Genomic DNA, 20,291 nt, shown 5'->3' on the forward strand with positions numbered 1-20,291 from the left:
TCCTCGCGGACTGGTCGTCTCTCAAGGGGCGAGGCCGGCGCGTGCGTCGGTGTCGGGAGGTCCGAATAGGATCCGGCTATGGACCCTCTGGCGGAGGTGGAGCGGGTCACCGGTGCGTTCGCGGCGGAACTCGACGGGGCCGACCCTGCTGCACCGCTGCAGGCGGTGCGCTGGACCGTCCAGCAGGTCGCCGCGCATCTCGGAGCCGTACACCGCTGGGCGGCACTCAACGCACGCACCGGCCACAGGAATCCGCGAGTCAACGTGCCGGAGCTCGACGTCACCCCCGCGGAGTGGTACGCGGAGGCGCGGAGCGAACTGCTCGGCACACTTCACGAGCTCGATCCCGACGCTCGGTGCTACACACTGAGCAGAACCGACAAGACCGTGCGCTTCTGGCACCGGCGGCAGCTCCACGAATCCCTGATCCACCTGTGGGATCTGCGCAGCCGCAACCCGGATGCTGAGCCGCCCGGTGAGGTGAGCGAGGAGGTCTGGATCGACACCGTCGACGAGCTGTTCGACGTGTTCCTCCCACGCTCATCCGCTGCGGACCGACTGGACCTGGGCGGCACGCTCCGGATCGTCGCGACCGGTTGCGGGCGGGAATGGGTTTTCGCGCGTGATTGGTCGCCGGGCGAAGCACGCGCCGCAACCGCGACGGTAGCCGCCTCACCGGCTTCGCTGGCGTTGTTCGTGTGGAACCGGCTGGACCTCGACGCCGTAGACACCGAGGGCGACCCGGACGTCGTGGCCCGCTTTCGCCGGGCACACATCCGGCCCTGAGCGCAGAGAAGCCAGCGGCGACGAGAGTGGAAGAACTGGAGCTCGCCGGCGACGTCGAGCGGAACGCCGCCCGGCCTCCTCCCGCGGCCGGGCGGCGGCATCCACCGATGAGCGCGTCAGTGGCTCACCAGCGAACTGGCCGACATCGCCGCTTCGAGGATGAGCTCGGTCACCTTGTCCGGGTGGCTGATCATGGGGACGTGCGAGCTGTCGATCTCGACCGTCTTCGCCCCGGCCCGCGCGGCCATCACCCGCTCCGCCGACGGCGGGATGACCCGGTCCTGGGTCGCGATCATGTACCAGCTCGGCGCCGACTTCCACGCCGGCGGCCCGGACGGCTCCAAGAGCGACGCGAGCGCCGACGGACGCTGCAGGGCCGCCATGATCCTGCCCTGTTCCTCGGGCAGGTCTTGGCAGAACACCTGCGGGAAGATCTCCGGGTTGAGATACGCGTCGCCGTTCCCCTCCCCCGCGCCCGGGAACGGCCGGACGACCACGACCTGCGACAGATCGACGTTCTCGCCGCCGAGGCCCGTCGCGACCCCCGGACTCTCCCCCTCATCCAGTGCGAACCCCGCGATGTAGACGAGCGCCTTCACCTTGTCCGGAGCGTGCTTCGTGTTGGTGATGACCGCTCCGCCGTAGGAGTGGCCGACGAGCACGACCGGGCTCTCGATGGTGTCGAGGAATGCGTCGAGATACTCGGCGTCGGAGTGCACCCCGCGCAGCGGATTCGAGATCCCGTGGACCGTGTAGCCGCCCTGGTGGAGATTGCGGACGACGTCGTTCCACCCTGACGAGTCCGCGAACGAACCGTGCACCAGCACGATGGTTGGCTTACCGTTCATGACTTTCCCTCCTTCGTTGTCATGTGAACGCGGCCACGGTACGACCGCACGGTGTTCTGGTGTTGACCCGGCGTGCACGCCAGCGGACACGGGGTGCACAATTCACTTGACTTCACCGCGACACCCGCGCCAGGTTGGATTCGGCAGGCGCGCCAGATTCATTGACTTGCCCGGCTCCCACAGCCGCGAACCGCGAGAACGTCCCACGAGCGAGGCGGTTCCGCCCAGGTCCTCAGTTGTCGAGGTCAGCCTTCGGCTGGCATGAGGAGGTGACGTGTTCACCAGGTTCACCACGGCGACCGTGCCCGTGCGGGATCGCGAAGAGCTGCTGCGGGATGCCGTCTGGACGTCGGTGGTCAAGGTCGAGATCGACCATCAGACCGCGCCCCAGGACCTCGACGTCAGTGTGGTGGTCGCACCCTTCGGGCCTGTCGAGCTGTGTTCGGTTCAGGCGACTCCGGTGCACGTGCGGAGGACGCCGAAGCTCGCCCGACTGCTCGAGGAGCCCGCCGTATTCGTCGGCTTGCAAGTGGCCGGCTCGAGCGTGGTCATCCAGCACGGGCGCTCGGCGACGCTGCGGCCCGGCGAGTTCGCGCTGTACGACACCGCCACCCCGTACACGCTGCTCAACGGTGACGGCATGGACCAGCACTTCTTCCGAGTTCCGCGGGCGGCGCTCGCCCTGCCGGACGCGGCTCTGGCCTCGGTCTCGGCGACCACGTTCGGCGACGACCACCCGATCGCGAAGTTCGCGGCGTCGTATCTTGGCCGGCTCGCGACTCAGACGGATCTGCAGGACAGCACCCACGCGGAAGCGTTGGGTGCGCCAACGATCGAGGTGCTCCGCGCCGCGATCGCGACACGGTTGAACGATCGCGGCCTCGCTCATCCCGCGTTGGAGGCGACCCTCGAGGCGAGGATCCTCGACCACCTGCGGCGTCATCTCGCGGACCCGGAGCTGAGCGCCAGTCGCGTCGCCGCCGCGCTGCACATCTCGGTGCGCTACCTCTACGCCGTGCTGGAGAGGTCGGGCATCGTGCTCGGCGACTGGGTCCGAAGCCACAGGCTGGAAGGCTGCCGTCGAGAGCTGGCCCGCCCGGACCTCCGCGACCGGACCATCGCGAGTATCGCGTTCCGTTGGGGGTTCCGGGACGCCGCCACCTTCAGCCGGGCGTTCAAAGCGGAGTTCGGGATGTCACCCCGCGAGTGGCGTCGGCTCTCCGGGTCACTCTGACGACGGCGACCGGGCGGCAGCCGAACGCTGAGACGAAAGGATCCCGATGGACCCGCGACTGCACTTCCTCACCCTCGCGACACCAGACCTCGACGCCGCGCGGAAGTTCTATCGCGACGGACTCGGCTGGGAGCCGATACTCGACGTGCCCGAAGAGATCCTGTTCTTCCAGGTGGCGCCCGGCCTGCTGCTCGGGCTGTTCGACCGGGCCAAGTTCGACGAGGACCGAGCGGCAGCCACACCCACAGCGGGCATCAGCGGCGTGACGCTCTCGCACAACGTCGGCAGCCCGGATGACGTGGTGGCGACGGTCGACCGGCTGGTGGCAGCAGGCGGCACGGTGCGCAAGCCGCCCCAGCCGTCACCATTCGGCGGGATATTCGCCGGGCATGTCGCCGATCCGAATGGTGTCGTGTGGGAGATCGCGCACAACCCCGGTTGGTCGATCGGCGAGGACGGCACGGTGCGCCTCGGCTGATAGCTCGAGAGCCGCAGCGTGCGGGTCGTCCCATCATCGAGACTCCCGATAACACGCATGCCGAAGCCTGCCGCAACCCTCGGCTTCGCCTCGGGTTTCAGTCAGCAAAGCTCCTTGACCGGCATTTCGGCCACCACTGCCCCTGCTGTGTCGGTGATCACCACACCCGCAAGGACACAGCCCGGCGCATAGAGCTGTTCGCTCAAGGTGGCTTCAATCACGCCCTCGCTGTTCTCTATGGATGGATCGGCTCTGCGAACGACTGCTCCCTCCAGGTCCGGCTGCCCTTCCCGCTCTATGTACTTCTCGACAGTCACGTCGACGGCCTGTGTGATGACGCGCACCCAACTCGTCGGACAGTTAACGGATTGCCAAACTTCTGCGGTGGCCATCGGGTCCTCGGTACCGAGGCGCGTCATGACCTCGGTGTGTCGTTTGAGAGCGGACGCCCTGCACTCTGCCGACGCGTACTTGTTGTCGTACGTGTCCGCGATGTCCGATTGGCTCGGTGCGAACGGCCACAGCCGTGCCTGGACGGCAACCGGGAAGTAGACGGCCGCGGCCCCGACCAGGACACCGGCGATGGCGACCAGCGTTGTCACCCACCATCTCAAAGACGCTGACTTCGCTGGCTCGGTTGACCTATCAGCCCCGCCCTCGCCAGTCGCGGGATGTAACTCGACCGCGGAGCCGCTGGTGGTGTCAATCAGGGAGGCACCCGCCGTGCCGTTGCGGACTATGTTGGCCGCGTCGATGCAATCTTTCTTGTTCACGTAGGCCTCGCTTTGCGCGAGGATCTCGTGATTGCCGACTCGACGCACAAGCCACTGATATGGCTCATGCATATCGCTCGACGTCGCGACCTCGAAATACACCTGCGGCACAAGTGCCTCCGTCCACCACAGTGGTTATGGGGACGCTAATGCAGGCGCCTGACGACTGGCGGCAAGAGGGTCAGCTTCGCTCCCCATGCTGTTGGGCCGTCTGAATCGCAGCAAACATCGGGGTTCCCGCACATGGTCGGCAAACGGGCGCCGCACGTGCTCGCTAGTTGACCTCGTCCGGGTTCCCGCCGACCCGCTTGCCGGCGTCGAGTGCGTCGATCGCGCCCATCTCATCCGGAGTCAGCTCGAACCCGAACACGTCGAAGTTCTGCTGCATCCGCTCGCGGGAGTTGGACTTCGGGAACACGATGATGCCCGACTGCAGGTGCCAGCGGATGACGACCTGGGCGGGCGTCACGCCGTGGGCGTCGGCGGCCGACTGGATGGCGTCCATGCCGAAGAGGTCGTACTTGCCCTGCCCGAGCGGTCCCCACGACTCGGTGTGTATGCCGTGCTGAGCGTGCACGGCGCGCAGCTCCCGCTGCTGGAACGCGGGGTGCAGCTCGATCTGATTGACGGCCGGCACGGTGTCGCTGCCGGTGATGATCCGCTCGAGATGGTCGGGCTGGAAGTTGGAGACACCGATGGAGCGGGTCTTGCCCGAGGCCTGGATCTGCTCCAGCGCCAGCCAGCTCTCCAGGTAGCGATCGCGCTTCGGGGTCGGCCAGTGGATCAGGTATAGGTCGACGTAGTCCAGGCCCAGCTTCGTCAGGCTCGTGTCGATCGCCCGGTGTGCGGTGTCGGTGCCCTGGTCGTCGTTCCACAGCTTCGTGGTGATGAACAGCTCCTCGCGGGGGATGCCCGACGCTGCGATCGCCCGGCCGACCCCCTCCTCGTTCTTGTAGATCGCCGCGGTGTCGATGTGCCGGTAGCCGACCTCGAGCGCATCCTCGACGATGCGCTGCGCCTCGGCGGGGTCGACGAGGAAGACGCCGAAGCCGAGCTGAGGGATCTCGTGACCGGAATTGAGGGGAAGCGTGGGAGTCGTCATGCTCCGAGCCTACGGAACGCCGGGTGATTGATTGCTCGGAGCGGGCTGGACACTCAGCGTCGTGCTGGGAACGCCATCACATGGGAGAGGGCATCGATCGCGAACCGGTGCCAGACGTCCGCGGACGCCAGCGGCAGCTCAACCCAGTCGTTGAAGGTGCGGCCGCTCGTGCCGGGGCTGAAGATGGACGCTCCAGGAACATCCAGAGCGGCTTCGTACTCCGGAGTCCAGCGACCGAGGCGCACGGCGAGGTCCGTGTCGTCCAGGCATGCGAACATCCGGCCTTCGAGAGTCATCACCGGGCGGCCGAGCAGCTCTGCCCGGTGCGCACCCAGTCTCTCAAGGGGGGCGGCCAGTTCCTCGAACTCGGCAATGGCGACCGACGCGATCATGCGGGCCATTCTGCGAACCGCGGCTATGGATGTGCCCAGACGAACTCGGCAAGGTGCTGAACGTGGGGCCGGCGAATCAGCGCTTCGCGGGACCGGCGGCGCTGAAGCCCATCGCCGCACGGGCGAACCGCTCCCATTCGTCGATGGCGTCGAGCGGCAGGGCGACCCAGTCGTGGAAACTGCGTTTGCCCTGCCCCGGGCTGAACACGGAGGCGCCGGGCAGATCGAGCGCCTCCTCGAACTCCGCGGTGCTGCGCCCCAGCTTCACGGCGAGCACCGGCCCGTCGAGGCAGGCGAACATCTTGCCGCCGATGGCGAGCATGGGCCTCCCCATCATCTGGGACCGCGCGGCGCCGTCCGCCGCGAGCGATGTGGCGAGCTCGTCGAACTCCGGCTGGGCAGGAGAGGCGATCATGGTGCCCATTATGGAGAAGGATGGGCGGATGAAGTCGGTGCCGGCGTGGATGCGGATCGTCGCGTTGTGCTTCGCGCCCGCCAGGAAGTCGGCCGGTTGAGCGAGGAGCCTGCGCGAACGATGGCGACGACCTTGCGGACGCCCCGCCTGGACCTCGCAGCGTTCGTTCTCGAAGACGCCGAGGGGCTGCACGCGCTCTTCAGCGATCCGCTCACCCATACCTTCGTGAGCGGGCCGATCACCGACATCGCGAAGACGCGGGAGTGGATCGCCCGGCGGCGGGAGGCTCACGAGTGCCGGGGCTTGGCCTGGTACGCCATCCGCGCACGCTCATCGGACGTTCTCATCGGGAACTGCGGACTCTTCCTCGGCCGCACCGGCGACGACCCCGAGATCGGGCTGGAAGTCGCGCACCGTGAACGAGGGCACGGGATCGCGCCCGAGGCTGCGGCTGCTGTTCTGGGTGAGGCGCACGCCGCCGGCATCCGACGGGTGTGGGCGACCGTGCGTCCGGGCAACACGGCGTCACTTCGGGTGCTCGACCGAATCGGGATGCGTCTTCACCGACGTGACGACGACGCACACGGGGAGCTTCTCTACTTGTGTGCCGACTTGGGACGCCTCGGTTCCTGAGCCCGTCGAAGGGACCGAACCGGTACGTCGTCAGCGCGCTTCGGCGAGCTCAGCGACCGAGTTCACCGCAGGCGGCTCTGGCAGGCTCAGCGACCGGTTCGGTCAGACCGCGCCGGACTCCGCCGCGAACATCTCACCGCTCACCAGGTCGGGGGCCTTCGCGAGGAGCGGCGCGCCCCACTGGGATTCGAGCAGGTGCTCGAGTGCCGCGCCGATCGTGTACAGGCGGGCGTCCTCGCGCACCGGCGCCATCAGCTGGATGCCGACCGGCAGGCCGTCTTCCGGTGCGAGACCGATGGGCAGCGCGATACCCGGCACTCCGGCAAGGTTCGCCGGGATGGTGGTGATGTCGTTGAGGTACATCGCCAGCGGGTCGTCGAGCTTCTCGCCGAACTTGAACGCCGTGGTCGGCGCGGCGGGCGACACCAGCACATCCGCCTGCGCGAAGGCGGCGTCGAAGTCGCGCTGGATGAGTGTGCGCACCTTCTGGGCGCTGCCGTAGTAGGCGTCGTAGTACCCGGCGGACAGCGCGTACGTGCCGAGGATGATGCGTCGCTTCACCTCGTCGCCGAAGCCGGCGTCGCGGGTGGCGGCCATCACATCCTCGACCGTGCCGCCGCCGTCCGGCACGACGCGCATGCCGTACCGGACCGAGTCGAACTTGGCGAGGTTGCTGGACGCCTCCGCCGGCAGGATCAGGTAGTACGCGGCGATCGAGTAGTCGAAGTGCGGGGCACTGACCTCGACGATCTCGGCGCCGGCTCCGGCCATCAGCTCCAGGGACTCCTGGAACCGCTGACGCACGCCCTGCTGGAACCCTTCACCGTCGAGCTCCTTCACCACGCCGACCCGGACGCCCTTCAGCGCCTCGCCGGTCTGCCCGGCGCGGGCGGCAGCCGCGAACGACGGCCAGGCGTCGGTGAGCGAGGTGGAATCGCGGGGGTCGTGCCCGCCGATCACGTCGTGCAGCAGCGCCGCGTCGAGCACGGTGCGGGTGACGGGCCCGACCTGGTCGAGCGAGGATGCGAGGGCGATCGCGCCGTAGCGGGATACTCCGCCGTAGGTGGGCTTCATCCCGACCGAGCCGGTGACGGCGGCAGGCTGGCGGATGGAGCCGCCGGTGTCGGAGCCGAGGGCGATCGGCGCTTCGAACGCGGCGACCGCTGCAGCGCTGCCGCCGCCGGAGCCGCCGGGGATCCGGTCCAGGTCCCAGGGGTTCCTGGTGGGACCGTACGCGGAGTGCTCGGTGGATGAGCCCATCGCGAACTCGTCCATGTTGGTCTTGCCGAGCGGCACCAGGTGGGCGTGCCGCATCCGGGCGACGACGGTCGCGTCGTATGGCGGCACCCAGCCCTCGAGGATTCTCGAGCCGGCGGTCGAGGGCATGTCGAAGGTGCAGAGCACGTCCTTGATGGCGACCGGCACACCGGCGAGCGGCGACAGGTCGGCTCCGTCGAGGCGGGCCGCATCGACGGACGCCGCGGTGGCGAGGGCGGCATCCGAGATGTGCAGGAAGGCGTGCACGTCCTGGTCGACGGCGGCGATGCGGTCGAGGTGCGCGCGCGTCACCTCGACGCTCGACACCTCCTTGGCGGCGAGCAGGTCGCCGAGCTCGGCGGCGGTCTTGCGGATCAGGTCGCTCATGGCGCTCCCCTACTGCTCTTCGCCGAGGATGGCGGTCACCCGGAACATCGTGCCGTCGTGGTCCGGCGCTCCCGCGAGCGCCTCCTCCGGGGTCAGCGTCCTGCCCACCACATCCGGCCGGAATACGTTCTGCAGCGGTATGGGGTGGCTCGTCGCCGGGACGTCGGGCGTCGCGACCTCGCTCACCTTCGCCACCGAGTCGACGATCGCGCCGAGCTCTCCGGTGAGCTTCGTGATCTCCTGCTCGGAGAGCCCGATTCGGGCAAGCCCGGCGAGGTGACGGACGACCTCTGGCGTGATTTCAGACATGCGACTCCCAAGAAGGATGAGCGGGGGTACCGGATCAGTCTATTTGCGGCGGCGCGGCGGTATTCCACCGCCCGAGACGTTGCGGTGCCGTCGCCCAGCCGTGGTCCGCCCGGCGAACTCCCGACGGACCGGAGTACCGTCGAGCTCGGTTCGGATGCGTGGACAGCGGAGTTCCGATGGTTCGGCGAGCGGTGCGAAGACTGCGGGTGACCGCGCTGGCGCTGGTGTGCGCCCTGACGTTGGCGGCCTGCGCCCCGCTCTTCCCCGGAGAGGCCGAGGGCCCGTTCGACGGCGACTGGCTGCTGGTGCAGGCCGGCTGGGGTGAGGCCCAGTTCACGGTGGCGGGCGCAGGGATCACCCTGGTGTCCGACGGCGAGTCGGCGTCGGGCTTCTCGGGCTGCCGTCAGTATGCGTACGCGATGACCGGAGAGGCCGAGGATTTCGGTTTCGGCGACCCGCTCGAGCCCGGGCCGACGGCCGATCCCTACGAGGACATGCTGCCCTGCAACGGGTCCCTCGAGCGGATCGAGTCCCGCTACCTGTCGGTTCTGCTCGCCGCCGAGCGCGCAGAGGTCCGGGGCGACGAGCTCCTGCTGACGGCCGGCAACAGCTATCTGTTCTTCAAGGCGTTCCCGCCGTTCCCTGGCCCACAGCTGATGGGCAAGCAGTGGGTGCTGAACGGCTACGGAGACACCTGGCAGGACCGCTGGACCACCGACGTCATCGGGTCACCCACCCTGCGCTTCCTGAGCAGGGACCGATTCGTCGGCACGCTCGGGTGCGGCGGGATCGCGGGCACCTACCGGATTCTCGGGACCGAAGTCTTCGTGACGTCGCTGCACCGGTACGGCGCCGACGGCTGCCTGTCGGCGTTCTCCGAGCAAGACCAGCTGCTGGCGCAGTTCCTCGACGGCTTCCGCGTCATCGTCGTGGGCGATGAGCACCTCGTGCTGGCCCACCGGCGGCTGCAGCTGATGTACCGGGCGCTGCCGGCGGAGTGAGGCGCGTCCATGGCCCGCAGAGAACTCTCCGCCCTGCCACGGCGCCGGTGGCTCCCGGTCGTCGTGGCTCTTCTCGTCGGAGGGACGCTCTGGTCGGCTGCGAGCGTGCCGGCCGGGACCGCGGCGCGACCGCTCGACGGCGACTGGCTGCTCATCCAGGCACGCGACTCCGTCGGGCGCTTCGCGGTGCTGAACGCCGGGATCTCACTCACCGTGCGTGGGCAGGAGGCGTCCGGATACGCTGGGTGCGGCGAGTACCGGGTCAGCCTCTCCGGGACCGCTCCGGAGGCCGAGTTCTCGACGCCCGTCGAACTCCAGTCTGCCACCGCCTTCGAGGTCTGCGCACCGCCGCTGATGCAGGTGCGCGTGCAGTACCTCGCGGCGCTCCGTTCCTCCTCCCGCGCCACAGTCGAGGGGCGGGCGCTCCGGCTCTCGGGACCGGACACGGAGCTGGTGTTCTGGCCCGCCCCGCGCTTCCCGGAAGCCCAGCTGTCCGGCACCTCATGGGTGCTCGAGCAGTATGGGGAGACGTGGAGCCGTCAGCAGAACACTCCGATGTCCCGCCCCTCGACGCTGCAGTTCCTCGACGACGGCAAGTTCTCGGCGGTGCTCGCCTGCCGCAGCTCCCTCGGGTTCTACCGGGTGGCGGTCACGCAAGTCTCGGCCGTGCTTCACGACGTCCGCTCGTCCCCGTTCACGTACTGCCCGCGCGGGGCGGCGGTGCAGGACCTGTTCGTCTCACGGGTCCTCGACCAGTTCCGTGCCGCGGTCCAGGGCGACCGCCTCACGCTGACCAGGGACCGTTTGCAGCTGGTGTACCGGAAGACCGGCGACGCGAGCGGTGCCGGCTGACCTCCCGGTCGGGCGGCGCTGTGGGGGCTGACGCCCCCAACGATTTCGCGATCTCGTTCGTCTCAGCAATCAAGGGCTTGGTCAGCCGACGGCGGGAGGCACGGATGCGCGACAGGACCTTGGTTGCGGCGGCGCTGACCGCCGCGCTGCTGCTGGCGGGAACCGGGTGCAGCGGCCCCGGGGGCGCATCCTCCGGCGCCGGGGCGCTGACCGGCGCCTGGCAGCTGACCTCCGGGGCCGACGCGGAGGGGCCGATCGAACCGGGCGACGCGTTCGTGACACTCATCGTCGACGGTGAATCCGCCGGCGGGCGGGCCGCATGCAACACGTACGACGTCGAGATCACCGGCACCGTGGACGACCTCACCATCGGCGCCGCCACCATGACGGAGATGGCGTGCCTCGACGACGGTCTGATGGAACTGGAGTCCCGGTACATCACCGCCCTCAGCACCACGACCTCGGCCGAGGTCGGCTCGGCGTCGCTGGTGCTGCGCGGGGACGAGGTGGAGCTGGCATTCGAGCCGATCCCAGAGGTGCCGACGGAGAGCCTGACCGACACGGATTGGCGGCTCACCACCCTGCTGACCGGCGAGGGTCCGAACGGAACCGCCTCGAGCGTGACCGGCGAGCCGACCCTGCTGCTCACCGCGGACGGGCGGATCACCGGCAGCGCCGGATGCCGAGGCTTCGAGGGACGCTACGACGCCCACTTCGGCGAGATCACCACCGCGCTCGACGTGGAGGCGGCCGACTGCCCGGCTGAGTTCGTCGACCAGGAGAATCACATCCTGGGGGTCTTGGGCGGCTTCCGCGCGACGGTGGAGGGCGACCAGCTCACGCTGATGTCCACGGTCGGGTCGACCGGGCTCGTGTACACGGCAGCCGCCGCCGGATCCTGAACGGTCCCTCGCTTCGCCGTCACCTGGGAGCGTTAGCATTCGCGGGTACAGTAGGCGCGCGCCCGGACCTGTCGCCGGCTGAGGCCGACGCGAGTCGCCGGTGCAGCGCCCCGAACCTCACGGGAGAGTCATGGAGAACCGCGCCGCGGTGATGCCCGAGCTGCAGACCATCGAACTCCGGGAGGTTCCATACCCTTCCCTCGGCCCGCGCGACGCCGTGATCGAGGTGCAGGCGGTCGGCGTCTGCGGATCCGACACCACGTACTACAAGGTCGGCTACATCGGCGACTGGGTCGTCGATGGCCCCATCATCCTCGGCCACGAGGTGGCAGGTCGCGTTGCCGAGGTCGGATCGGAAGTCACCCGGGTGAAGGTCGGGGACCGGGTGGCCATCGAGCCGGGCTCGCCGTGCCGCGACTGCCGCGACTGCATGGCGGGCAGGTATCACCTCTGCCGGGACCTCGAGTTCCTCGCCACTCCCCCGTACGACGGCGCCCTCGTGCAGTACCTGGCGATGGACGAGCGGAACCTGTATCCCATCCCCGATTCGATGAGCTACGAGGAGGGCGCCCTGCTCGAGCCGCTGTCCGTCGGCATCTGGGCGTGCAAGCGGGCGAACCTGGAACCAGGCGACGACGTGCTCATCACCGGTGCCGGACCGGTCGGCGTGCTCGCCGCGCAGACCGCCCGAGCCCTCGGCGCCGGGTCGGTGACGCTGGTGGACGTCTCCGAGTTCCGGCTGGAGCTCGCACGCCGGCTCGGCTTTCAGATCGAACGCAGCGACGCTCCGTCCGGGCGGGATTTCGATGTGCTGCTCGAGTGCTCCGGCGCCCCCGGTGTGCTTGCCGCCGGGCTCGCGCGGCTGCGCACGAACGGCCGCGCGGCGATGGTCGGGATGCCCAAGCAGCCGGTCGAGCTGCCGCTGTCGAACCTCAACGACAAGGAGCTCACGCTCGGCCTCGTGCACCGCTACTCGCACACCTGGCCGACCGCGATCGATCTGGTGGCATCGGGCCGGGTGGACGTCGAATCCATCGTGACGCACCGCTTCCCGCTGGCCGGATCGGAAGACGCCCTCACCCTCGCCGGCCGCGTGCCCGACTCGATGAAGGCGGTCGTCTACCCCCAGCAGGTGGACACGCTGGACTGACACCGCGCCGCACCGGACTCGCGGGGCACTCAGCGCATCCTGTGGTGGGGTCGATAGCGTCGCGACCATGAGCGATCCGATGGGCACTCAGGAGCCGCCGTTCACCCACCCGCAGTCTCCGCTGCCGCCGCCGACGGGGCCGGACCCGAGTTCGCCGTCGACGGCGCCGCCGCCTCCCTCACCGTCACCGAATCCGATCCCGGATCCGGGACGCGAGCCGGACCTGCCGACGCCCGCTCCGGAGCCGTTCCCCAGCCCGGATCCTGAGCCGTTCCCCGGGCCGGCGCCGGAGCCCTACCCAGGCCCTGAGCCCGAGCCGGTGCCGTAGAGGTCAGCCGAGCGGCGGGCAGACCGCGTTCGCCTGGTCGATCGGTCGGATGGAGGCCGAGAGCGCCGTCGGGGACCTTGGCGGCCGCCTCACGCCTTTGGCCGGCACTCGCTCTCACCCTGCAGGGTCATCGCCGCCTGGTTGGCGCGGAAGATGAACAGGTCGCCCGACGGGTTGGTGCCTCGGAGCTCCGTCACTTCGCCGACCTTGGTGCGTTCCGAGCTCACCTCGAGTGCGTCCCAGTGGTCTTCGACGGTGCGGAGCGCGTGCATCGGCGACTCGGGTGCCTCACCCAGCCGCAGACCCGGGTAGCGGACCCCGTCGACCCAGAGGGGGATCGTGCAGTTGCGTGCGGTCGGGTCATCCACGTTCTCCCACGAGCCCCCGAGAGCTTCCTGCGTGGAGTCGAGGATGCCGATGAACCGCTCCCGGGCTTCGTCCGGCGTGACGCCGCTGCCGGGCGCCATCACGCACCCGGTCAGGCTGAGGACGGCGGCCGCGACGGCGGCCAGCAGGTAGCGCGACTTCATCGATCCCTCAACTGCCGGGTACAGGGGAGGCAACGGTATCACCGGCGTGTGTTCCCGAAGTGGTTTGCGAACCTCTGTTTCGCGGGGTGTCCGGTCGGCAGTCGCGAGCGGGCGCGGGAAGGAGGGGCCGCGCCGGCTCGTCGAGGGGCCGGGCGCTATCGGCCAACGGAAGCGACGGTGCGCTCCTGGTCCCGTTCGGTGCCATCGGTCACCAGGTCGCCCTGGTCGATGGCGAGAAGCGCGAGATTTCGCAGCGACTCCGTGCCGGGGCCGAAGTACTCGTTGTGGCCGATCGACGCCGCGAGGACCTCTTCCCTGATGACATCCAGGCCGCCGCCCACGTCCATCCGCTTGGCGCCGTAGGACTCCGCGCCCGGGTCGCTCCCGAAGTAGGAGCTGTTGGGGATGGGGTCCCAGGCCGCCTCGCCGACGAAGACGTTGCCGTTGCGCACGTTGAGCTCGTCGACCGACTGCGCGGCACTGCCCGGCGAGCCGATGACCGCGAGCGCGTCCACCGTGAAGTCGTTCTCCTCGAGCGCCATCAACGCCGCGGTGGACCCGTACGAGTGGGCCAGGATGGACAGGAACGGCTGGTCCGCACCGCGCGAGGACTGCAGCCCCTCCACCATGCCGGTCAGTGAGTCGCGGCCCTCGCGAGCGAGGTCCAGCGATCCGACGTTCAGCAGGTGGGGGGTCTGGTAGCCGACCCAGGCGATCGTCGCGATCGTGTCGCCGGCTTCGTTCCCCTTCGCACCGAGCAACTCGAGCCAGGAGACCTGCTCCTCGTAGAGGCGGGCGGCGGTGTCGGTCCACTCGCTGATCTGCGAGCCGGTGTTGAAGAACATGCCCGGGATGAGGAAGCTCACGTAGTCGGCCTGCTGCGGGTCGCCGACCGCGATCGCCGCAGTCGGCTCCCGGTCGAGGTCGAGCGAGAGCAGGTAGCGCTGCGGCTCGCTGTTGCCGTCGCCGAGCGCGCCGCGGATGTCCTTCAGCGCCTCCACGCGGCGGAGAGTCTCGCCGAGCTCGGCGCGGCCCAGGTCGGCGTCGAGCTGCGACTCGAGGTGCACGAGCGACTCGGTGAGCAGCGACTGGTTCGCGGCGCTCCGCTCCGGGAACGGGATGCCGTTGAGGTTTCCGACGAGCTCCGGGGCCGACCGGCTGATGGTGTGCTTCCAGGCGGGCGGCACGGACTGCCACCACGCGGTCACTGCGCCGGCGCTCGGCGGGGCGGCGAGCAGCGAGCGGACGGAGTCGGCGTTTCCCACGAAGAACCGGGCGAGCTCGCTGCGTGGCTGCACCGCGAGCTGCCGCAGCAGCGCGACGCCCTTCATCTGCGGCAGCACGGCCGGCTCAACCGCCACGACCGGGCCGATCAGTGCCGCGGCGGTGACCGGGCCACCGGCAGGCTGGGTGAGTTCCGGGAGTACCCCGACCGACGGTGCCGCGTCGGCTGCCCCTGTCGACATCGGTCCGAGCGCCGAGAGGCCGGCGCCGGATCCGGTTCCCGGGGCGGATTGCGCTGCGACGGCCGGCTGGGCCGGAACCGACGCCGTTTCGAGGTCGGGGCCGGCCCCCACGCCGGAAAGGCTCGACGGGGACACCGTCGCCTCGTCGAGCGCGATGCCGCTCTGGTCGGCCGGGTCAGCGGCGAGCAGGAGGCCTGAGCGGCTCTGGGCCTCTGCCTCGAGCGACTGGAGGACACCGGACTCCGCCGTCGGCGCCACCAGCGGGAGGGTGTCGTGCGCGACTCCGACCGGCGTTGGGGAAAGGAGAAGCGCTGTGATCGCGAACAGCAATTCCCCACCCCCTGAGACCCGAATCCCGCGTGGCACTCCCCCAACGATCGAAGCCCCCGCGACAGCGCCATCATATGGGCAACTGCACCCCGAATGTGGGCCGAAATTGTGACAATCCTGTGAAGTACCTCGGTCCCCCGAAGAGGGGCCAGTAAATATGCGGGAGTCCGCCCGAAGGGGGACAGGAAAAAATATGAGAGAACGGCGCGGAATGGTCCGCGAATCGCCCGGCACCCGAGCAAGGCGGACGCGAATCCGCTGCGCCGGGTGGTGCCGCGGCTCGTGCTAGAGGGCGTCGGGTCCCAGCTCCACAAGCCGCTTGAACTGCGCCGCGTCGATGATGCGAACACCGAGCTGCTCGGCCTTCGCCAGCTTCGAGCCGGCTCCCGGCCCGGCGGCCACGAAATCCGTCTTCTTGCTCACGCTGCTCGCCGCCTTGCCGCCGGCGGCGAGGATCGCCTCCTGCGCCTCCTCACGGCTGTAGCCCTCCAGCGAACCGGTGGCGACGACGGTCAGCCCGGTGAGCACTCCCCCGGCGGCGGCCGCGGCTCCGGGACCTGGGTGTCCTGGAGTGAAGAGCTGGGCGCCGGCGGCGGCCCACCGGTCGACGATCTCGCGATGCCAGTCCACCTCGAACCATTCCAGGAGCGCGTCCGCGATGATCGGCCCCACCCCTTCGACGCCTGCCAGCTCCTCGCGACTCGCGCCCCGGATCGCGTCGAGGGACCCGAAGTGCTGCGCCAGCGCGCGGGCGGCGACCGGGCCGACGTGCCGGATGCTGAGCCCCACGAGGAAGCGCCACAGCTCCTTCGTCTTGGCGACTCCCAGGTTCTGGATCAGCTCCACGGCCGCCGCGGACGGCGCCCACCGCTCGTCGCCGAAGAACGGCCCTGTGGGGTCGACGGGCGGGTCGGTCTTCTTCCGCCGGCGACGGAACGGCGCGCGCGCGTCCGGCGTGCCGTCCGGATTCAGCTTGGGCAGGCCGGTCTCCGCGTCGCGCACCTCGACCGTGATGTCGAAGATGTCCTCGAGGGTCAGCTCGAACAGACCGGCCTCCGTCTCGAGCGGCGGCGGGGTGTCGCCGGAGGGCTGGGTCAGCGCCGCGGCGCTCACCTCTCCGAGCCCCTCGATGTCGAGGGCACCACGGCTGCCGATGTGCTCGACGCGGCCGCGCACCTGAGCGGGGCAGCTGCGGGCGTTCGGGCAGCGCACGTCGACGTCGCCCTCCTTCGCCGGCCTCAGCGGCGTGCCGCACTCCGGGCAGTCCTTCGGCATCACGAACTCCCGCTCGCTGCCGTCGCGAAGCTCCACCACGGGGCCGAGCACCTCGGGGATCACGTCGCCCGCCTTCCGCAGCACGACGGTGTCGCCGATCAGCACACCCTTCGCCTTCACGACGTCCTGGTTGTGCAGGGTGGCCTGGCGGACCTCGCTGCCGGCGACCAGCACCTTCTCCATCACGGCGAACGGTGTGGCGCGACCGGTGCGGCCGACGCTCACGACGATGTCGAGGAGCTTCGTGTGCACCTGCTCGGGCGGGTACTTGTAGGCGATGGCCCAGCGCGGCGCGCGGCTGGTCGCGCCGAGCTCGTCGTGCAGGGCGAGCTCGTCGACCTTCACGACGACACCGTCGATCTCGTGCTCCACGCTGTGCCGGTGCTCGCCGTAGTGCTCGATGAACTCGGCGGCCGCGGCGATGGAGTCCCGCACTTGGAAATACGGGGTGGTCGGCAGCCCCCAATCGCGAAGCAGCTCGTAGATCTCGCTCTGCGCGCGGACGGGCGGGTTCGGCCAGGCGCCGATGCCGTGCACGTACATGCTGAGCCGGCTGAGTCGCGCCCGCATCCGCCCCAGCTGGGCCTCGTTCTTGCCCTCCTGCTTCTGCCGGAGACTGCCGGAGGCTGCGTTCCGCGGGTTCGCGAAGACCCGGTCGCCGGCCTCCGCCTGGATCGCGTTCAGCTCGTCGAACGCCGTGACGGCGAAGAAGACCTCACCGCGCACCTCCACGACCGGCGGATGCCCGGACCCGGCGAGCCGGGTGGGGATGGACGCGATCAGCGCCACATTCTCCGTGACGTCCTCGCCGACCACACCGTCGCCGCGGGTCGCCGCTGTGGTGAGGCGGCCATGCTCGTAGCGGAGGCTGATCGCGAGCCCGTCGATCTTCAGCTCGCAGAGGTAGCGGACCTGCCGACCGGAGTCGCGCTCGACCTTCGCGGCCCACGCCTCGAACTCGTCGCGGCTGAACACGTTGTCGAGGCTCAGCATCCGCTCGGCGTGGGTCACCGGCGCGAACAGGGTGGTCTGCGCCCGGCCGCCGACCGTGAGGGTGGGGCTGTCCTGGCCCTGCAGCTCCGGGTGCAGACGCTCCAGCTCCTCCAGCCGGTGGATCATGGCGTCGTACTCCTCATCCGACGCCAGCACGGTATCGCCCTGGTAGTAGGCGTCGCGGAGTTCGAGGATGCGCGCGGTCAGCTCGTCGGCCTCGCGCTTCGCGGCCAACAGGACGGGATCGCCGTGCTCGGGCACCTGTTCGGGTTCCGGCTCGGCCACGATCGTGCCCGTGGGCTCCTGGTCCGGCTGATTCGGGTTCGCCTGCTCCGCCACGGGCCCAGTTTAGAGAGCACCACCGTCGCAGCACCGGTCGTACTGCGCCGCTCTGACCTGCCTGCCAGAATGTGGGGCTCCCTGCCAGAATGTCGCCATGCCGGTGCAGCAGGCATCGCTCGACGCGCTCTGGGACTTCGACGACCCAGTCGCCAGCGAGGCTGCGCTGCGCCGGGTGGCCGATCTCGTCACGGACCCCGTCGAACGAGCGGAGCTCCAGACGCAGGTCGCGCGCGCACTCGGACTGCAGGCACGCTTCGACGAAGCCGAGGAGCTGCTCGCGAGCGTTCCCGAGGTCGCCCCGGTGGTGGCGGCCCGGATCGCGCTCGAGCGGGGGCGGCTGCTGAACTCGGCCGGCGACCCGGATGCAGCGCTTCCCCACTTCCTCCGCGCGATGACCGCGGCGCGGGAAGCCGGCGACGACTTCCTGCTTCTCGACGCCCTGCACATGGCGGCGATCGTCGACACGCAGCACGCCGAGCAGTGGTTCCAGGAGGCGATCGGTGAGCTCGCCGACATCCGCGATCCCCGCACCCAACGCTGGACGGTCGCGCTCTGCACCAACTACGGCTGGCACCTGCACGACGCCGGGCGGTACGCGCACGCGCTCGACGCGTTCCGCGCGGCGGTGACGGCGAGCCTGCGGTTCGGCACCGCCGAGCAGCTGTTCGTCGCCCGCTGGGCGGAGGCGCGGTGCCTGCGCTCACTCGGGCGGCGCGCGGAAGCCCTCCTTCTGCAGCAGGCACTGCACCTGGAGCGTCCGGATGACGAGTACGTCGCCCAGGAGCTCGCGGTCCTGCGCGCCGCCCGCTGAGCATCGGACGCACGCTGCCGGCCACCGTGAGGACGGCTGCGGTGAGATCAGGAGGCGGCGGTGGCCGGGACGGCGGAGACGGTCCTGTCGATGGTGCACTGACCCAGCACACGGGTGCCGAGATAGACCACCGCGGTCTGGCCGGCGGCGACGCCGTTGAGCGGCGTGTGCGGGGTGATCACCAGTTCCCGGGTCACCGTCACGGCCCCTTCGACCGGCGCGGGGACCGATGCACCTTCCGCGTCCGCGGGGACCGGGGTCACCGCGCGGAGGACGGCGATGGCGGGGACCGGGTCGGCGTGGGCCCGGATCTGCACTTCGCACTCGAACGGATCGGCTGCGAAGTCCGGCGCCACACCCGCCCAGCTGTAGCGGCGGCCGGCAAGCTCGGCGATGTCGAGCGCCTCCTTCGGTCCGACGACGACGCGGTTCTGCTTGGGGTGGATCTCGAGCACGAATCTCGGCTTGCCGTCCGAGGCCGGGCGCCCGATCGCGAGCCCGCGGCGCTGGCCGATCGTGTAGCCGTGGGAGCCGTCGTGCGAGCCGACGACGGTCCCGTCGCGCTCCACGATCTCCCCCGGAGCTGTGCCGAGCCGGTCGGACAGCCAGCCGCGGGTGTCGCCATCCGGGATGAAGCAGATATCGTGGCTGTCCGGCTTGCTCGCGACACTCAGGCCGCGCGCCGCCGCCTCCGCGCGCACCTCGGCCTTCGACGGCGTCGCGCCGAGCGGGAACATGGCGTGCGCGAGCTGCTGCTCGGTCAGCACGCCGAGCACATACGACTGGTCTTTCGCCCACGATGCGGCGCGGTGCAGCTCGCGGTTGCCGTCGGCGTCGGTCCGGATCTCGGCGTAATGACCGGTGCACACAGCGTCGAACCCGAGCGCAAGCGCCTTCTCGAGGAGCGCCGCGAACTTGATCCGCTCGTTGCAGCGCATGCAGGGGTTCGGGGTGCGGCCGGCGGTGTACTCGGCGACGAAGTCGTCGACCACGTCGAGCTTGAACCGCTCCGAGAAGTCCCACACGTAGTAGGGGATGCCGAGCACGTTCGCGGCGCGCTGCGCATCCATCGAGTCCTCGATCGTGCAGCAGCCGCGACTGCCGGTGCGCAGGGTGCCAGGCATGCGGCTCAGCGCGAGGTGCACTCCGACGACGTCATGGCCGGCGTCGACGGCGCGGGCAGCCGCGACGGCGGAGTCCACTCCCCCGCTCATGGCCGCCAGAACACGCATGCACCAAGTCTACGCGCGGCGGTGTTCGCGCTTCCCTGGGTGGCGCCGCGGGCGGAATGATGGCGGATGAGAGGGAGGCACGATGCTCGAGATCCTGAAGCTGGCGGACTTCATGCCGAGGCCCGGCACCACGGCGACGTTCGAGGGTGAGCCATACGGCGCCGGCGTCTCCTTCTTCGCCACGAACAACGGAGCCGGTGAGGGTCCGCCGCTGCACTGGCATCCGTACGCGGAGACATGGCTGGTGATCGAGGGGACCGTGCGGTTCCACCAGGCGGGCGAGGAGGCGGACGCCGGACCCGGCGACATCTATACCGTGCCGCCGGAGACGCCGCACAAGTTCACCGTCACCGGCGAGGGGCGCACCCGGATGATGTGCCTGCACCCGTCGCCTCGCATCATCCAGCACAACCTGGAATGACTCCCGGGAACCTCAAGCGGACGCGCGACACGCGGCCCGCCTCG

At 69.8% G+C, this 20,291-nt stretch carries 22 protein-coding genes; 11 read left to right on the top strand and 11 right to left on the bottom strand.

The features are described 5' to 3' along the window. Positions 1-78: 78 nt before the first annotated feature. Positions 79-786 carry a maleylpyruvate isomerase N-terminal domain-containing protein gene (locus tag ACFFGH_RS11960; protein WP_386668514.1) on the top strand — a complete coding sequence of 236 codons (708 nt, stop codon included), beginning with the start codon at positions 79-81 and terminating at the stop codon, positions 784-786. Between the two features lie 116 nt (positions 787-902). Here ACFFGH_RS11960 and ACFFGH_RS11965 read toward each other — a convergent pair whose 3' ends face one another. Continuing rightward, positions 903-1,634, bottom strand: coding sequence for an alpha/beta fold hydrolase (locus ACFFGH_RS11965; protein ID WP_386668516.1), 732 nt, complete (start codon positions 1,632-1,634; stop codon positions 903-905). A gap of 274 nt (positions 1,635-1,908) precedes the next feature. Here ACFFGH_RS11965 and ACFFGH_RS11970 point away from each other — a divergent pair, with 274 nt between their 5' ends. Further along, positions 1,909-2,868, top strand: coding sequence for a helix-turn-helix domain-containing protein (locus ACFFGH_RS11970; protein ID WP_386668518.1), 960 nt, complete (start codon positions 1,909-1,911; stop codon positions 2,866-2,868). Positions 2,869-2,914: 46 nt separating this feature from the next. Further along, the gene (locus ACFFGH_RS11975) at positions 2,915-3,346 is read left to right on the top strand and encodes a VOC family protein (protein WP_386668520.1); all 432 of its coding nucleotides are present in this window, start codon (positions 2,915-2,917) and stop codon (positions 3,344-3,346) included. 101 nt (positions 3,347-3,447) lie between these two features. Here ACFFGH_RS11975 and ACFFGH_RS11980 read toward each other — a convergent pair whose 3' ends face one another. The 4 genes from ACFFGH_RS11980 to ACFFGH_RS11995 form a co-directional block, all read right to left on the bottom strand. Then, on the bottom strand, positions 3,448-4,230 hold the full coding sequence (locus tag ACFFGH_RS11980; protein WP_386668522.1) for a YegP family protein: 783 nt from the start codon (positions 4,228-4,230) through the stop codon (positions 3,448-3,450). A gap of 163 nt (positions 4,231-4,393) precedes the next feature. Next, complete coding sequence (locus tag ACFFGH_RS11985) at positions 4,394-5,221, bottom strand: aldo/keto reductase (protein WP_386668524.1); 828 nt, start codon at positions 5,219-5,221, stop codon at positions 4,394-4,396. Between the two features lie 53 nt (positions 5,222-5,274). Next, positions 5,275-5,613: a hypothetical protein gene (locus ACFFGH_RS11990; protein ID WP_386668526.1), complete on the bottom strand. Its 339-nt coding sequence runs from the start codon at positions 5,611-5,613 to the stop codon at positions 5,275-5,277. Between the two features lie 76 nt (positions 5,614-5,689). Further along, positions 5,690-6,247, bottom strand: coding sequence for a hypothetical protein (locus ACFFGH_RS11995; RefSeq protein WP_386668960.1), 558 nt, complete (start codon positions 6,245-6,247; stop codon positions 5,690-5,692). Between ACFFGH_RS11995 and ACFFGH_RS12000 the strand changes: the two genes are divergently transcribed. Further along, positions 6,149-6,661: a GNAT family N-acetyltransferase gene (locus ACFFGH_RS12000; RefSeq protein ID WP_386668528.1), complete on the top strand. Its 513-nt coding sequence runs from the start codon at positions 6,149-6,151 to the stop codon at positions 6,659-6,661. The genes ACFFGH_RS11995 and ACFFGH_RS12000 overlap by 99 nt on opposite strands. A gap of 102 nt (positions 6,662-6,763) precedes the next feature. On the opposite strand, the gene gatA is transcribed toward ACFFGH_RS12000, so the two are convergent. After that, positions 6,764-8,305: an Asp-tRNA(Asn)/Glu-tRNA(Gln) amidotransferase subunit GatA gene (gene gatA, locus ACFFGH_RS12005; RefSeq protein ID WP_386668530.1), complete on the bottom strand. Its 1,542-nt coding sequence runs from the start codon at positions 8,303-8,305 to the stop codon at positions 6,764-6,766. Positions 8,306-8,314: 9 nt separating this feature from the next. Then, positions 8,315-8,614 carry an Asp-tRNA(Asn)/Glu-tRNA(Gln) amidotransferase subunit GatC gene (gatC, locus tag ACFFGH_RS12010; protein ID WP_386668531.1) on the bottom strand — a complete coding sequence of 100 codons (300 nt, stop codon included), beginning with the start codon at positions 8,612-8,614 and terminating at the stop codon, positions 8,315-8,317. A 176-nt stretch (positions 8,615-8,790) separates the two neighbouring features. Between gatC and ACFFGH_RS12015 the strand changes: the two genes are divergently transcribed. The 5 genes from ACFFGH_RS12015 to ACFFGH_RS12035 all read left to right on the top strand — a co-directional run bounded on the left by ACFFGH_RS12015 (position 8,791) and on the right by ACFFGH_RS12035 (position 12,847). Beyond that, complete coding sequence (locus ACFFGH_RS12015) at positions 8,791-9,615, top strand: META domain-containing protein (RefSeq protein WP_386668533.1); 825 nt, start codon at positions 8,791-8,793, stop codon at positions 9,613-9,615. Positions 9,616-9,624: 9 nt separating this feature from the next. Continuing rightward, positions 9,625-10,467: an META domain-containing protein gene (locus tag ACFFGH_RS12020; protein WP_386668535.1), complete on the top strand. Its 843-nt coding sequence runs from the start codon at positions 9,625-9,627 to the stop codon at positions 10,465-10,467. A gap of 104 nt (positions 10,468-10,571) precedes the next feature. Then, complete coding sequence (locus tag ACFFGH_RS12025) at positions 10,572-11,369, top strand: META domain-containing protein (RefSeq protein WP_386668537.1); 798 nt, start codon at positions 10,572-10,574, stop codon at positions 11,367-11,369. A gap of 130 nt (positions 11,370-11,499) precedes the next feature. Then, positions 11,500-12,519: an NAD(P)-dependent alcohol dehydrogenase gene (locus ACFFGH_RS12030; protein WP_386668539.1), complete on the top strand. Its 1,020-nt coding sequence runs from the start codon at positions 11,500-11,502 to the stop codon at positions 12,517-12,519. 67 nt (positions 12,520-12,586) lie between these two features. Continuing rightward, positions 12,587-12,847: a hypothetical protein gene (locus tag ACFFGH_RS12035; RefSeq protein WP_386668541.1), complete on the top strand. Its 261-nt coding sequence runs from the start codon at positions 12,587-12,589 to the stop codon at positions 12,845-12,847. 89 nt (positions 12,848-12,936) lie between these two features. On the opposite strand, the gene ACFFGH_RS12040 is transcribed toward ACFFGH_RS12035, so the two are convergent. From ACFFGH_RS12040 to ligA, 3 genes are all read right to left on the bottom strand, one after another. Next, positions 12,937-13,377 carry a hypothetical protein gene (locus ACFFGH_RS12040; protein ID WP_386668542.1) on the bottom strand — a complete coding sequence of 147 codons (441 nt, stop codon included), beginning with the start codon at positions 13,375-13,377 and terminating at the stop codon, positions 12,937-12,939. A 155-nt stretch (positions 13,378-13,532) separates the two neighbouring features. Then, a complete protein-coding gene (locus tag ACFFGH_RS12045; protein ID WP_386668544.1) occupies positions 13,533-15,101 on the bottom strand; it encodes an alpha/beta hydrolase in 1,569 nt (522 codons plus the stop codon). Positions 15,102-15,458: 357 nt separating this feature from the next. Next, positions 15,459-17,780, bottom strand: coding sequence for an NAD-dependent DNA ligase LigA (ligA, locus tag ACFFGH_RS12050; protein WP_386668545.1), 2,322 nt, complete (start codon positions 17,778-17,780; stop codon positions 15,459-15,461). 97 nt (positions 17,781-17,877) lie between these two features. Between ligA and ACFFGH_RS12055 the strand changes: the two genes are divergently transcribed. Further along, complete coding sequence (locus ACFFGH_RS12055) at positions 17,878-18,594, top strand: tetratricopeptide repeat protein (RefSeq protein WP_386668546.1); 717 nt, start codon at positions 17,878-17,880, stop codon at positions 18,592-18,594. A 47-nt stretch (positions 18,595-18,641) separates the two neighbouring features. Here the strand turns inward: ACFFGH_RS12055 and mnmA are convergent, their stop codons facing one another. After that, positions 18,642-19,826, bottom strand: a complete 1,185-nt coding sequence (gene mnmA, locus ACFFGH_RS12060; protein ID WP_386668547.1) for a tRNA 2-thiouridine(34) synthase MnmA — start codon at positions 19,824-19,826, stop codon at positions 18,642-18,644. Between the two features lie 82 nt (positions 19,827-19,908). On the opposite strand from mnmA, the gene ACFFGH_RS12065 reads away from it, so the two are divergent. Beyond that, positions 19,909-20,247, top strand: a complete 339-nt coding sequence (locus tag ACFFGH_RS12065; RefSeq protein WP_386668549.1) for a cupin domain-containing protein — start codon at positions 19,909-19,911, stop codon at positions 20,245-20,247. The last annotated feature ends 44 nt before the right edge of the window (positions 20,248-20,291 follow it).

This window comes from Lysobacter korlensis (assembly GCF_042434515.1).